Below are 13,524 nucleotides of genomic sequence, written 5' to 3' on the forward strand. Positions count from 1 at the left end.
CCCTGGCCGCCATGGTACGACACGATGGTGCTGATGTTTCAGCGCGAGGTCGCCGAGCGTATCGTCGCGCACGACAATGAGGAAGCCTACGGGCGACTGGCCGTGCTCGCCAACTGGCGCGCCGAAACCAAGATCCTGTTCGACATTTCACGCGCCGCGTTTGTCCCACCGCCGAAGGTCACGTCCTCGGTGGTGCGGCTGCTGCCGCGCCCCGCTCCGATGTCATGCGACCGCAAGGCGCTGGAGCAAGTCGCCGCCGCGGCATTCGGCCAGCGCCGCAAGATGATCCGCCAGAGCCTCAAATCGCTCGGTGTCGCCCCTGAGCGGCTTGCCGCCGCGGCCGCTCTCGACCCCACCCAGCGCGCCGAAACAATTCCATTGGCAGGCTTTGTTGCCATGGCGCGCGAATTGGCCAATATACGGGCCGAAAATTCCCAATCGGTCTAGGAGAATACGCAATGGCGCAGATGTTTCGTCAATCACTGGTCAAGTTCGATGCGCCGTTGTGCGAAACCATCGTCGACACGCCGAAGCCGCAGGGCCGCGAAGTGCTGGTGCGCATCGAGCGCTGCGGGCTGTGCCATTCCGACCTGCACATCCAGGACGGCTATGCAGATTTGGGCGGCGGCAAGAAGCTCGACACCACGCGCGGCATGACGCTGCCGTTCACGCTCGGCCACGAGATCGCAGGCGTCGTCGAGGAAGTCGGACCCGACGTGCCAGGCGGCCTCGTCGGCGCCAGGAAGGCGGTATTCCCCTGGATCGGCTGCGGCCAGTGCCGCGACTGCAAGAACGGCGACGAGAACCTCTGCGTCAAGCAGCGCTTTCTCGGCGTCTCCATCGACGGCGGATTTGCGAGCCACGTCCTGGTGCCGGACGCCAAGTACCTGCTCGACTACGATCCGCTCCCGGTCAACCAGGCCGCGACGCTGATGTGCTCGGGCGTCACCGCCTACGGCGCGCTCAAGCGCCTGGTCGACCGGCCGCGCCAGCGCAATTTGCTGCTGATCGGGCTCGGCGGCGTCGGCATGATGGGCCTGTCGTTCGCGCAAGCCATGTTCAAGCAGCCGATCACGGTCGCCGACCTGAGCGCGGCCGCGCGCGAGACCGCGCTGAAGAACGGCGCGGCGGTCGCCTACGACCCGGCCGAGCCGGAGGTCATCCGGCGCATCCTGAAGGAGACCGACGGCGGTTTTGACGAGATCGTCGACTTCGCCGGCAACGAAAAGTCGATGGCGTTCGCGGTGGCGGTCGCGGCGCGCGGCGGCAAGATCGTGGTATCCGGCCTGATGGGCGGCCAGTTCACGCTGCCGATGGTGCAGTGGGTCTACAAGCGCATGACCGTCGAGGGTTTCATGGTCGGCACGCTCGCCGAGGCACACGAGCTGATGGCCTTGGCCCGCGCCGGCAAGATCAAGCCGACGCCGATGCGCGAGGAGCCGATGGCCGACGTGCAGAAATGGATCGACGAGCTGCGCGCCGGCAAGGTGGTTGGCCGCATCGTGCTGAAGAACTGACGCGACGACCCGCAGGGCGGATTTGCGACGGCGCAACCCGCCAGGCGGGTTGCGCGACCTGCCCTGCGCCCCGAGCGGTGGATCACGGAGCAGATCGATAATTTCCGCGGGTCCTGTGATTGCCTTCACAGACGCCGCTCGGCGCTCCGACTACCTTTCGCTAGCCGATCACGTTTGGGAGCGAACCATGGCAACTCTGGCAAGAGTTCTTTCGAGCATCTCCGGCGTCGATGTCGACGTTGAAACGCTCAAGACGCTCGTCATCTTCTGCGGCATCGGGCTGCTGGCGTCACTGGCGTGCGCCATGACATACGGCCTCGATCTGAGCGCGGGCTTTTTCTAGCCCGACCAAGGCGTAGCCTCGTCAGCCCCGCGATGCGCCGACGCTGACCTCGCGGAACCACTCGAAAGCGCGAGGACCAATCCGACGACGAGGTATCTCACATCAGCCTCCTGATCTTGCGTAACCTATCAATCGCCGGCGCGATTGAAAATCACCTTGCTCGGATGCAATTCATCGGCAGGCAGCGAATTGTCGCCGTCATTCAAAGCCACAAAGAACAGGCCATGAATCCGCTGCACAAGCAACTGATCCGATCTTCCGTGCTGGGAATCCTGATTCTTGTTGGCCTGCTTTTTATTCCCGCCGGCACACTTCGCTACTGGCGGGGATGGACCTATCTGATCGTGTTTGGCGCCTGCTCCGGCGCGTACACGCTGTACCTCGCAAAGCACGATCCCGCCTTGCTCAAGCGGCGCACTGAAGCCGGTATTTCCTACGAAAAGGAACCGGCTCAAAAAGTCGTCATGGCCTTGCTCTATGCCGCATGCATTGCTGTCATCGTCGTGTCGCCGCTCGATGTCCGCTTTGGCTGGTCGAACGTGCCGTGGCTTGTCTGCGCCTTCGGCGACGTCCTGGTCGTCGTTTCCTTCTACATTTTTTATCTGGTGTCGAAGGTCAACACCTTTGCCGCAGCAAACATCCGCGTCGAAGAAGGGCAGACGGTGATCTCGACCGGCGTGTATGGATTTGTCCGCCATCCCATGTACTTCGCCGCCCTCTTCCTGTTCGTCGGAACACCGCTCGCGCTCGGATCGTGGTGGACGCTGCTCCTGCTTCCCGTTTTCGTGGTAGCTCTCGTGGGCCGCATCCTGAACGAGGAGGCGGTGCTCGTGCGGGATCTGGCTGGATACCCGGACTATCAAAGGAAAGTCACCGCCCGGCTGATTCCCTTTGTCTGGTAGTCCCCGCGCGTCGCCATCAGGGCACGCGACGAGGCGGATGGAATCGCCCGGCAGGCCCGATTTAAGCCCCATCCTCTCCGGATTTGCGGCTCATTGCCACCCAACTCTTTGACGAGTCTGGGGACAGTGAAGCGTAGCGTCACGCGTAACCGGGAGACCAGGATGGGCAACCGAACCGCCAAGTTCACATCCGCATTGCTGGCCAGCATCATCGCCGGCGCGCCGCTATCGGCGGTGTCGCAGAGCGCACCCAACGCTGCCGAGGATTGCCTGGCCGCGCCCAAGGGCGCGACGCCCGAGGGCCAGCACTGGTACTATCGGATCGAGCGCGGCACCAAGCGGCAGTGCTGGTATCTGCGCGAGGAAGGTGCCGCGAAGGAAGGCACGAAGGAAAGCACAAAGACTGCGCAGGCTCCGGCGAACCCACAGAAGGCGAATGCCCCGGCGCCGCACACGCTGCAGGATGCGCGCGCCGAGTTGACGGCATCGCAACCCGCGCCTGCCCAGAACACGACACCATCGCTTCCGGCACAGCCCGCGCCCTGGCCCGCCGCGACGCTGCCGCAGAGTGCAACCGGCAGCGCCGCCGTACAGGGGCCGCTCCTCGCGCAACGCTGGCCCGACGCATCGAATGTCGCACAGGCGCAGCCGGCGCAGATGGCGCCCGCAGCACCCTCTCCCGCAGTTCCCGAGACGGATGAGCAGGCTGCGCCTGCGCCGCAAGTCTCCACGCCGCCTGCTCCGGCAGCGCTCGCGGCCGCCGCGGTCCCGGTCGACAAGCCGACCGGATCGCTGCAAACGCTCTTCCTCGTGATCGGCGCCGCGCTGACTCTTGCCGGGATCACCGGCAGCCTCATCTACCGCTTCGCCGGCGCGCGCTCGCGCAGCAGGACCAACACCGGCGCCCGCCGCCGCGCCAACTGGGACAGTTGGGATCAGGGCAAGATCAACAACAGCCATGCGCCGTGGGCGGATACGGTGCAGGACTACGCTCCGCGCACAAAACCGCCGTCCTCGCGCGAGCCGTCGCCGATTCCTGCGACATCGACCGGGCCCGCGACCATCCGCGAGATCGACGTGCCGGAGCGCCCGGCAGCCGATTCGGTCGACATCGACGCGCTGGCGCTGGAGATCGAGCAACTGACGAAGGAAGCCGGTCTCGCGCCGGCCGGAGCGCCGGCGGAGACGATCGCGCCGGAGCCGGCGGCGGCGGAGGCCGCCGACGACGACATCGACATCGACGTCATTACGCAGATGCTGGAGCGTCTGGCGCAGGAGGGGCCGCGGCTCAGCCCTATCGCAGCTGGCCCTGCAGATCTCGAACAAAGCCGACCAGCCCGATCCGGCGCTCGCGCTTGAGGCGTTCGGCCTTCAGGATCGACTGCACCTCGGCGAACGCCGCGTCGATGTCGTGGTTGATGACGATATAGTCGTATTCGGCCCAGTGACTCATCTCGTGGCTGGCGCGGCTCATCCGGTTGCGGATCACCTCGTCGGAATCCTGGGCGCGGGAATGCAGGCGCTTTTCGAGATCGGCGGCCGACGGCGGCAGGATGAACACGCTGACCACGTCGGCACGCGCCTTGTGGCGCAATTGCTGCGTTCCCTGCCAGTCGATGTCGAACAGGACGTCCTGGCCGGCCGACAGCGCCGCCTCGACCGGCGCGCGCGGCGTGCCGTAGCTGTTGTCGAACACGGTCGCCCATTCCAGGAGCTCGTCGTCCTTTACCATCCGCTCGAACCGCGCCTTGTCGACGAACAGATAGTCGCGACCGTCGACCTCGCCCGGCCGGATCGGACGCGTGGTGGCGGACACCGACATCTTCAGGCCGGGCATGTTCTCGATCAGCAGGCGCGACAGGGTGGTCTTGCCTGCGCCGGAGGGCGAGGACAGCACGAACATCAGCCCGCGCCGCTCGACCCCGTCAAATCCGCCTGCAAACCCGTGACCGCCCGAACTCATCCGTCACTCCAGATTCTGGACCTGCTCGCGGAACTGCTCGACCACGTTCTTCATGGCGAGGCCGGTATTGGTCAACTCGATGTCGTTCGACTTGGAGCAGCAGGTGTTGACCTCGCGGTGGAACTCCTGCGCGAGAAAATCGAGCTTGCGCCCGATCGGTCCGCCCTTGCCGATCAGTTCGCGCGCCTGCGCGACGTGCGAGGCGATGCGGTCGAGCTCCTCGCGAATGTCGGCCCTGGTCGCGATCAACAGCGCTTCCTGCGTCAGCCGGTCCTGATCGAAACGGTCGGAGGCATCGAGCAGCGTCGCGATCTGCTCGGCGATGCGCGCCCTGATCGCTTCCGGCTTGCGGCCGGGCGCGGCTTCGGCCTGTTTCGCCAGCCGCTCGATCTCGTCCATGCGCTGGGCGAGGATCTGACCCAGCGATACCCCCTCGCGCCTGCGCATCTCGACGAGGTCGGCGAGCGCCTTGTCGAAGGCGAGCGCCGCGGCCTCGCGCGCCGCCTTGTCCTCGGCCTCGTCGCTCTCGGGCTCGGCCACCTCGACGACGCCCTTGATCGCGAGCAGGCCGTCGACGCTGGGAGCCACCGCGTCGACCTTGCCGGCGATCTGGCCTGCGACCTTCAGCACGGCGGCGAGCACGTCCTCGTTGATGCGAACGCTCGCGGCGGCATTGGTGCGCTTGACGTTGAGATTGGCGTAGACGGTGCCGCGCGCGAGCACCTCGCCGGCGCGCTTCTTGGCGTAGGCCTCGAGCTCGTCGAAACCTTGCGGCAGCCGCACGCGCAGGTCGAAGCCCTTGGCGTTGACCGACTTCAACTCCCATTCGAACGCATAAGGCCCGCTTGCGCCGTGGCTTCGGGCAAAGCCGGTCATGGACGACAACGCCATCGGGTGAACGTCTCCGGAAAGATGAGATTCGCAGGCCATCGAGGCCGGCAAACCTTAAGACTTTTTTGCCGCAAAGTGGAATCCGGAAGCGGCCGCTTGCCCTAGCGCTGCAGCACCGGCGAGGTCGGTTGCGCGGCCCCTTGCCGCCCCGGATTGGCGGGCCGCGCCGCCGGCGGCTTCTTCTGCTGGGTGGGCCGGGTCGCCGCGGTCGGGGCGCTGTCGGCCGGCGCGGCGGCTGCCGGCGGCTGCGCGTCCTCGGCCGGCTCCACGGTATCGTTCTGAATCTGCTTCTCCATCGCTCGAAGCCTGGCGACGTTCTTCTGATGCGCGTCGTAGGTCTCGGTGAAGGCGTGGCCGCCGCTGCCGTCGGCGACGAAATAGAGGTCGCGGGTGCGCGCCGGATTGGCGGCGGCTTCCAGCGAGGCGCGGCCGGGATTGGAGATCGGCCCCGGCGGCAGGCCGTCGATCACGTAGGTATTGTAGGGCGACGGCTGGACGATCTCGCTGCGCTTGATCGGCCGGCCCAGCGTGCCCTTGCCGCCGACCAGGCCGTAGATGATGGTCGGATCGGACTGCAGCTTGATCTTCTGCTTCAGCCGGTTGACGAACACGGCTGCGACGCGGCTGCGCTCGTCCGGCTTGCCGGTCTCCTTCTCGACGATCGAGGCGAGCGTCACGAGCTGCTCGGGCGTCTTGACCGGCAGGTCCTGGCTGCGGCGCTCCCAGATTTCCGCAAGCGCGCGCTTCTGCGCCTGCTGCATGCGCTGGATCACCTGCTCACGCGTGGTGCCGCGCGGGAACTTGTAGGTCTCGGGCAGCAGCGTGCCCTCGCGCGGGACCTCGCGCACGCTGCCGGTGAAGATGTCGTTGTCGGACAGCCGCGCCACGATCTGCTCGGAGGTCAGGCCTTCGGGAATCGTGACGGCGTGCTGCACCACCTTGCCCTCGACGATGGTGGCGATGACGTCGCGCAACGAGGCGTTCTTCTGGAACGCGTATTCGCCGGGCTTCAGGTCGGAGGAGGCCTTGAGCGCGAACACGCTGGCGATGAAGATCCACGGGTTGACGTCGGTCACGCCTTCCTTGTTCAGGGTGTCGGCGATGTCGCGTTTCCCCGCGCGGGCCGGAATGTTGACGATCTTGTCTTCCTTCAGCGGGCCTGCGGCCTCCAGGACCTGGCGACCGTAATAATAGGCGGCGCCCATGCCGATCATCGCGATCAGCAGGATGGTGATGATGGCGTTGCCGACCACCACGAGGGGATTGCGCGCCCGTTCCGAACGTCTTGGCGGCGGAGGCACCTGCTCGGGCTCCAGCGCAGCGCGCGGCGACCGAGGCGAAATGGGCGGCCTTTCACTCATCGCAGCAACCTGAATCCTGCCGGTTCAATCGCGGCACGACAATCGCTTGCCCTGCCAACATGCACGCGCCCACGCCTATGACTCATCGTCGAATAAGGCAAAACGGTGGATTCGTTCCGAACGCAAGTTAATTGGTCAGGCGCCGGACGACCACCGAAGCGTTTGTGCCGCCGAAGCCGAACGAATTCGAGAGCGCGACGTTGATCTCGCGCTTGCGCGGGGTCAGCGGCACGAGATCGATCGCGGTCTCCACCGACGGATTCTCCAGGTTGATGGTCGGCGGCGCGATGTTATCGCGAATCGCGAGAATGGCGAAGATCGCCTCGATCGCGCCGGCCGCCCCCAGCAGATGGCCGGTGGACGATTTGGTCGAGGACATCGTGACCTTCGAGGCCGCATTGCCGAGCAGCCGCTCGACCGCGCCGAGTTCGATCTCGTCGCCGAGCGGCGTCGAGGTGCCGTGGGCGTTGATGTAGTCGATATCCGACGGCGTCAGGCCGGCCCGTTTCAACGCGGCCGCCATGCTGCGGAAACCGCCGTCGCCGTCCGGCGACGGCGACGTGATGTGATAGGCGTCGCCGGACAGGCCGTAGCCGATCACCTCGGCATAGATCCTCGCGCCGCGACGCCTGGCGTGCTCGAGTTCCTCGAGTACCACGACGCCGGCGCCCTCGCCCATCACGAAGCCGTCGCGATCCTTGTCGTAGGGGCGCGACGCCTTCTCGGGCGTGTCGTTGAAGCCGGTGGACAGGGCACGCGCGGCGTTGAAGCCGGCAATGCCGATGCGGCCGATCGGCGATTCCGCGCCGCCCGCCACCATCACGTCGGCATCGCCGAGCGCGATCAGGCGGCCCGCGTCGCCGATCGCGTGCGCGCCGGTCGAACAAGCCGTCACCACGGAATGGTTCGGCCCCTTCAACCCGTGCTCGATCGAGACGTAGCCGGAGGCAAGATTGATCAGCCGGCCCGGAATGAAGAACGGAGACACCCGGCGCGGACCGCGCTCCTTGAGCAGGATCGCGGTCTCGGCGATGCCGTTGAGGCCGCCGATGCCCGATCCGATCAAGGTGCCGGTCGCGCACTTGTCCTCTTCGGTCTCGGGATGCCAGTTGGCATCGTCGAGTGCCTGACGGGCCGCCGCCATGCCGAAGATGATGAAGTCGTCGACCTTGCGCTGGTCCTTCGGCTCCATCCACTGGTCGGCGTTGAAGGTGCCGTTGGAGCCGTCGCCGCGCGGCACGACGCAGGCGATCTTGGTCTGCAGATCGGAGACGTCGAAGGTCTCGATCCTGCGGGCGCCGCTTTCGCCATTGAGGATTCGCTTCCAGGTCGGCTCGACGCCGCAACCGAGTGGCGACACCATGCCGAGGCCCGTGACGACAACCCGCCTCATCCCTCAACTCCGGTTGTAGAATCCGCAGCCGATAACAAGAAACCGGTCAACCGCCACCCCGCGGTCCGGCCGGTTTCACTGTTGCCCCACGAATAAGAGAGCTTCAGCTCTTCGCGTTCTTCTCGAGAAACTTGGTAGCGTCGCCGACGGTGAGGATGGTTTCCGCGGCGTCGTCCGGGATCTCGCAACCGAATTCTTCTTCGAACGCCATCACCAGTTCGACGGTGTCCAGACTGTCGGCGCCGAGGTCATCGATGAAGCTCGCGTTGTCGACAACCTTTTCGGGCTCAACACCGAGGTGTTCGACCACGATCTTCTTAACCCGCTCGCCAATGTCACTCATCGCTTAACCTCGTGTTGTTCCCTTGACCCGACCCCCGGGGACGATACGAGCCGTGGTGGTCGTTAAACTGCCTTCGCAATCGCGTACGAACGTTGATTTGGCCCCACCCCTAGACGCAGGGCCCGGCGAACGACGGCCAAGGCACCGCATCGCCAATATACAGGGTTTCAAATTCCTGCAATGGCGTTCTTTGCCCATCCGTTGAAGGTCCGGTTATCATACTTCAACTGCCTTGACTACAAGCCTCAATTCGCTCCGAAAACGGCTGTTTGCCGCATCCCGGGCCGCCCCCGGGACGGCTCAGATCATGGCCATGCCGCCGTTGACGTGAATCGTCTGGCCGGTGACGTAGCCCGCTTCGTTCGACGCGAGATAGACCGCGGCCGCCGCGATGTCGTCGGGCGTACCCAGGCGGGCAGCCGGGACCTTGGCGAGAATCACCTCGCGCTGCTTGTCGTTGAGCGCATCGGTCATCGGCGTCTTGATGAAACCCGGCGCGATGCAGTTCGCGGTAACGCCGCGCTTGGCGTATTCGGCGCCGAGCGTCTTGATCATGCCGATCAATCCGGCCTTCGACGCGGTATAATTGCCCTGTCCGGGATTGCCGGTCACGCCGACGATCGAGGTGATCGCGATGATGCGGCCGAACCGCTTGCGCATCATCAGCTTGGTGGCGGCGCGCGCGAGCCGGAAGGTCGCGGTCAGGTTGACGTTGATGACCTCGTCCCAGTCCTCGTCCCGCAACTGGACGAACAGATTGTCGCGGGTGATGCCGGCATTGGCGACGAGGATGTCGAGCTGGCCCATCGCCTGCTCGGCCGCCGGCACCAGGGCCTCGACCTCGTCGACCTTGGAGAGGTTGCAGGGCAGCACATGCACCCGCTCTCCGAGCCTGGCGGCGAGTTCGTCCAGCACCTCTTTCCGCGTCCCCGAGATCGCGACGGTGGCGCCCTGCGCGTGCAGCGCCTGCGCGATCGCGCCGCCGATGCCGCCGGTCGCGCCGGTGACGAGCGCCTTCCTGCCAGTGAGATCGAACATCGCAAAAACTCCTCAAGCCGATTTCGCGGCGGCCATTGCGTCCTTCGCAGCGGCAATATCGTTCGGGCCGCTGACGGCAACCCCGACGGCGCCATCGGCGATGCGCTTGACGAGGCCCGTCAAGACCTTGCCGGCGCCGATCTCGAAGAAATGCGTGACGCCCTTGCCGGCCATGAAGACGACCGACTCGCGCCAGCGCACCGTGCCGGTGACCTGCTCGACCAGGCGGCGGCGGATCTCGTCGGGATCGGTGACGGCGCTGGCGAGCACGTTCGACACCAGCGGCGCGGCCGGCGCCTTGATCGTAACCCCCGACAGCGCCTCCGCCATGGCATCGGCGGCGGGCTGCATCAGCCGGCAATGGAATGGAGCGGACACCGGCAGCAGCATCGCGCGCTTGGCGCCCTTGCCCCTGGCGATCTCGACGGCGCGGTCGACGGCCGCCTTGTCGCCGGAGACCACGACCTGTCCACCGCCATTGTCGTTGGCCGCCTGGCAGACCTGCCCCTGCGCCGCCTCATCAGCGACCGCCATCGCGGCCTCGTAGTCGAGACCGAGCAGCGCGGCCATGGCGCCGGCGCCGACCGGCACCGCCTTCTGCATGGCGAGCCCGCGAGTGCGCAGTAGGCGCGCGGTATCGGAAATGGTCAGGCTGCCGGCGGCCGCAAGCGCGGAGTATTCGCCGAGCGAGTGGCCGGCCACGAAGGCGGCATCCCGCCCCACGAAAAACCCGGCCTCCGACTCCAGCACGCGCAACGTCGCGAGCGAGACCGCCATCAACGCCGGCTGGGCGTTCTGGGTCAGCAGCAGGGTCTCGGCCGGGCCGTCCCAGATGATCGCCGTGAGCTTCTCGCCCAGCGCCGCGTCGACCTCGTCGAACACGGCGCGGGCCGCGGGAAACGCGTCCGCGAGCGCCTTGCCCATGCCGACGGCCTGGGAACCCTGCCCCGGAAATGTGAATGCTGCCGTCATCGGCGCTCCCTGGCGTTATTCGAGCATGACACGAAACCCGGCAGCCGCTTTGCGGCAAGCTCCCAGGCTCGGAACATGCTCCAGACCGGGCCGTAGACACTGACCCGGGCCGGAATGTCAAGCCGCGACGGGCGCTCTCTCAGTGTCGTCCCCGCGCACGCGGGGACCTATAACCCCAGGGAGTGGTTGTTTCGCTAATCTGCAACCCCGAATCTTCGGAACCACGTCCACCTGTGGTTATAGGTCCCGGCTCTGCGCTCGCTCCGCTCGCTTGTCCGGGACGACGAGACGAGAACGTAGCACTGGCGATCCGCCCTCAAAAACCGCCGGCCTGCTGATCGGCTCCGACCCTGGCCCCCGCCCGCGCCCGCCGCGCATTGCTCGCCAACTGGCCCGGACGATCCTCCTGGTCGGGCCTCGCGGTCGCAAGCCGCAGCACGGCAAGATAGTTCGGCTGCACCTCCATGCGGCCGGCATGCCGGCTCTTACTGAGCAAACGATGCACACGCGGCAGGTTGTAGCAGGGCACGTAGAACAGGAGATGATGCTCGAGGTGGTAGTTCACGTAGTAGGGTGCGATGAACAGCCGCTCGAGAAAACCGGCGTGCGTGGTGCGGGTGTTGCGCAAGGGATCGGCACTGTCCGGAACCACCGCATGCTCGGCGATGTTGCGGATGCGGGTGATGACCATCATCCAGGTCAGGAGCGGAACCAGCCACAGGAGCGGATAGGCCCACCACACGCCTGCAGCCGCAAGGCCCGCGAACAGCAGTGCGTTGACGACGCATTGCGGCCCGACCTTTTGCCAGAACTGCGCGGCGCGGCGCTGCCACGGCCAGTCCCTCGGTCCCAGCGCATTGAGGAACTGCGCCTTGCGCTGCTGATAGCCGGTCTGCCCGGTGAGATCGCGAATGAATTTTCGGCGATAGCTGAGCCTGGTGATCGGGAACGGCGCCGACAGCACGAGGTCGGGATCGTCGGCCTGCTGCGTGCGGGCGTGGTGCTGCAGGTGATAGCGCCGGTAGCTGCGCGTCTCCGCGAATACGGGATAGGCGCAGAACCATTGGCTCAGCGCCAGATTGGTCTTCTCGTCCGGCGACAGGCAGCCATGCGCGCCGTCATGCATGAGGATCGCAAGGCCGAGCTGGCGCGAGCCGATGATGCCGATCGCAAGCAGGTAAGTCAGCGGATTGGGCCACCACGCCACCAGCGCGATCGCGGCTGCGATCAGCGTCCAGGCATGGGCGATCAGCGCGACGCCCTTCCAGGTCGAGCGCCGGCGTATGGCGACGAGCTGATCCTCGGTCAGGAAATCGCGGGCTCGCATCCGAAGCGCGGTCATGACGACGTCTCCCCGTCCGATGAGGTCGATGCATTCTGGTCGCCGACGAGGCGCAGCGGCGGAGTCTCGCCCGCCGGCGTCGCCCTCGCCTGCTCGCCCAGCACGCGCAGCATCTCGCCGCGCAGTTCGTCCGACGAGCGGCCCATCGCGTAGCCTTCGAGGATGACGCCGATCGCCGCCGCCCAGAACCGGCGCGAGCTCTCGTCGGGCGCGCGCAGGCTGCGCCAGCCGTGCCGCGCGACCTGGGCGGCATGGGCGCGCGCGCCTTCGCCATGCAGGCGCTCGATGGTGCGCTCGACCAGCGGCGCGAGATCGGGCCGGCGCCGCGTCAACGTCAGCGCCTCGGCAAAGAAGGCAACCGAGTCGGTCGAGGTCACCGTCGCCACCAGCGCATGCGTGTACTCGCGCGGCGTGTGCGCCGTCAGCGCTGCCTGCTCGGTCCTGCGCGCGAGGTAAAGGAGGTCGCGGCAGGCGCACTCGACGAACAGGGCTTCCTTGGTGCGGAAGTAATAGGTGATCTGGCTCGGGAAGGCGTTCGCGGCGGTCGCGATATCCGAGATCGAGGCGCCCGCCAGCCCGCGTTCCCGGAACAGCGGGCTCGCCGCGTCCAGCAGCAGCGAGCGCATCTTGCGCCCCGCCGACCGCGTCGCGCGGGCGGCATGCCGAGGATCGCCCGCCGGCCCCTCAAAAGGCATCTCGACCGATTTGACCGCCATGTCGTCCTCCCATGAAATATATTTGTATGTCATACAAACAAGTCGCGCAAGGAGGTATAAAGGGACCGTCCAAGGCTTTGGGACCGCAGGTGGGCAACCTCGCCCGCCAACCTTGCCAAGGACGGCAAAATCCTTATAAAGCCGCCATCCGCAGATCCCGGCCGGGAGCTGAACGGACGGTCTCAGCAAATTCACGCGTTGATCCTGACGCCCGATTTTGATGTGGCAGGGCCAGTCGGCCCGTCGTCCCGTGCTTCCGCCTTCTGAGCAACATCGAGTCCTTTCCGAAGGTCTCGAAGGGCTTGTCGCCGGGGGATGCGCCAACATGAGGAAAGGACGTCCATGCCTCTTTACGAGCATGTCTTTCTCGCGCGCCAGGACGCGAGCCCGCAGCAGGTCGAAGAGCTGACCACGCAGATGACCGGCATCGTCGAAGGTCTCGGCGGCAAGGTCACCAAGACCGAGAATTGGGGAGTGCGCTCCCTCACCTATCGCATGAACAAGAACCGCAAGGCGCACTTCGTGCTGCTCAACATCGACGCGCCGTCCGCGGCGATCGCCGAGATCGAGCGCCAGGAGCGCATCAGCGAGGACGTGATCCGCTATCTCAGCGTTCGCGTCGAGGAGCTGGAAGAAGGTCCGTCGGCGATGATGCGCAAGGCCGATCGCGATCGCGAGCGCGATGACCGCGGCGGCGGCTTCCGCGGCGAGCGCGAAGGCGGCGGCTTCCGTGGCGACCGCGA

The 13,524-nt window shown here is 66.2% G+C and carries 15 protein-coding genes; 6 read left to right on the top strand and 9 right to left on the bottom strand.

Annotated elements, in window-relative coordinates:
* The 5 genes from KGM94_RS17185 to KGM94_RS17205 all read left to right on the top strand — a co-directional run.
* A partial coding sequence (locus KGM94_RS17185) for an rRNA adenine dimethyltransferase family protein (protein ID WP_300261707.1) occupies positions 1-447 on the top strand: 447 nt, incomplete at its 5' end.
* 11 nt (positions 448-458) lie between these two features.
* Positions 459-1,517, top strand: a complete 1,059-nt coding sequence (locus KGM94_RS17190; RefSeq protein ID WP_300261710.1) for an alcohol dehydrogenase — start codon at positions 459-461, stop codon at positions 1,515-1,517.
* A 187-nt stretch (positions 1,518-1,704) separates the two neighbouring features.
* Positions 1,705-1,860, top strand: a complete 156-nt coding sequence (locus tag KGM94_RS17195; RefSeq protein WP_300261713.1) for a hypothetical protein — start codon at positions 1,705-1,707, stop codon at positions 1,858-1,860.
* A gap of 164 nt (positions 1,861-2,024) precedes the next feature.
* Positions 2,025-2,762, top strand: coding sequence for an isoprenylcysteine carboxylmethyltransferase family protein (locus KGM94_RS17200; protein ID WP_300261717.1), 738 nt, complete (start codon positions 2,025-2,027; stop codon positions 2,760-2,762).
* Positions 2,763-2,924: 162 nt separating this feature from the next.
* Positions 2,925-4,121, top strand: coding sequence for a hypothetical protein (locus KGM94_RS17205; RefSeq protein WP_300261720.1), 1,197 nt, complete (start codon positions 2,925-2,927; stop codon positions 4,119-4,121).
* Here the strand turns inward: KGM94_RS17205 and gmk are convergent.
* The 9 genes from gmk to KGM94_RS17250 all read right to left on the bottom strand — a co-directional run bounded on the left by gmk (position 4,057) and on the right by KGM94_RS17250 (position 12,781).
* A complete protein-coding gene (gene gmk, locus KGM94_RS17210) occupies positions 4,057-4,725 on the bottom strand; it encodes a guanylate kinase (protein WP_300261725.1) in 669 nt (222 codons plus the stop codon). The genes KGM94_RS17205 and gmk overlap by 65 nt on opposite strands.
* Positions 4,726-4,728: 3 nt before the next feature.
* The gene (locus KGM94_RS17215; protein ID WP_300261730.1) at positions 4,729-5,616 is read right to left on the bottom strand and encodes a YicC/YloC family endoribonuclease; all 888 of its coding nucleotides are present in this window, start codon (positions 5,614-5,616) and stop codon (positions 4,729-4,731) included.
* Positions 5,617-5,717: 101 nt separating this feature from the next.
* Positions 5,718-6,977, bottom strand: a complete 1,260-nt coding sequence (mltG, locus tag KGM94_RS17220) for an endolytic transglycosylase MltG (RefSeq protein WP_300261734.1) — start codon at positions 6,975-6,977, stop codon at positions 5,718-5,720.
* A gap of 127 nt (positions 6,978-7,104) precedes the next feature.
* Positions 7,105-8,370 (bottom strand): beta-ketoacyl-ACP synthase II, encoded by a 1,266-nt coding sequence (fabF, locus tag KGM94_RS17225; protein ID WP_300261737.1) that lies wholly within the window; start codon positions 8,368-8,370, stop codon positions 7,105-7,107.
* Between the two features lie 103 nt (positions 8,371-8,473).
* Positions 8,474-8,713 carry an acyl carrier protein gene (locus KGM94_RS17230; RefSeq protein WP_008551805.1) on the bottom strand — a complete coding sequence of 80 codons (240 nt, stop codon included), beginning with the start codon at positions 8,711-8,713 and terminating at the stop codon, positions 8,474-8,476.
* Between the two features lie 300 nt (positions 8,714-9,013).
* Entirely contained in the window at positions 9,014-9,751 is a 738-nt protein-coding gene (gene fabG, locus KGM94_RS17235; RefSeq protein WP_300261750.1) for a 3-oxoacyl-[acyl-carrier-protein] reductase, read from the bottom strand.
* Positions 9,752-9,763: 12 nt separating this feature from the next.
* Complete coding sequence (gene fabD, locus KGM94_RS17240) at positions 9,764-10,723, bottom strand: ACP S-malonyltransferase (RefSeq protein WP_300261753.1); 960 nt, start codon at positions 10,721-10,723, stop codon at positions 9,764-9,766.
* 316 nt (positions 10,724-11,039) lie between these two features.
* Positions 11,040-12,065, bottom strand: a complete 1,026-nt coding sequence (locus KGM94_RS17245) for a fatty acid desaturase family protein (RefSeq protein WP_300261757.1) — start codon at positions 12,063-12,065, stop codon at positions 11,040-11,042.
* On the bottom strand, positions 12,062-12,781 hold the full coding sequence (locus KGM94_RS17250) for a TetR/AcrR family transcriptional regulator C-terminal domain-containing protein (RefSeq protein WP_300261760.1): 720 nt from the start codon (positions 12,779-12,781) through the stop codon (positions 12,062-12,064). The genes KGM94_RS17245 and KGM94_RS17250 overlap by 4 nt, the downstream gene beginning before the upstream one ends.
* A 342-nt stretch (positions 12,782-13,123) precedes the next feature.
* On the opposite strand from KGM94_RS17250, the gene rpsF reads away from it, so the two are divergent.
* Positions 13,124-13,524: 30S ribosomal protein S6 (gene rpsF, locus KGM94_RS17255; RefSeq protein ID WP_300261763.1), on the top strand; the 401-nt coding region annotated here is incomplete at its 3' end.

The sequence above is a fragment of the Bradyrhizobium sp. genome (assembly GCF_028868675.1).
Classification (GTDB): domain Bacteria; phylum Pseudomonadota; class Alphaproteobacteria; order Rhizobiales; family Xanthobacteraceae; genus Bradyrhizobium.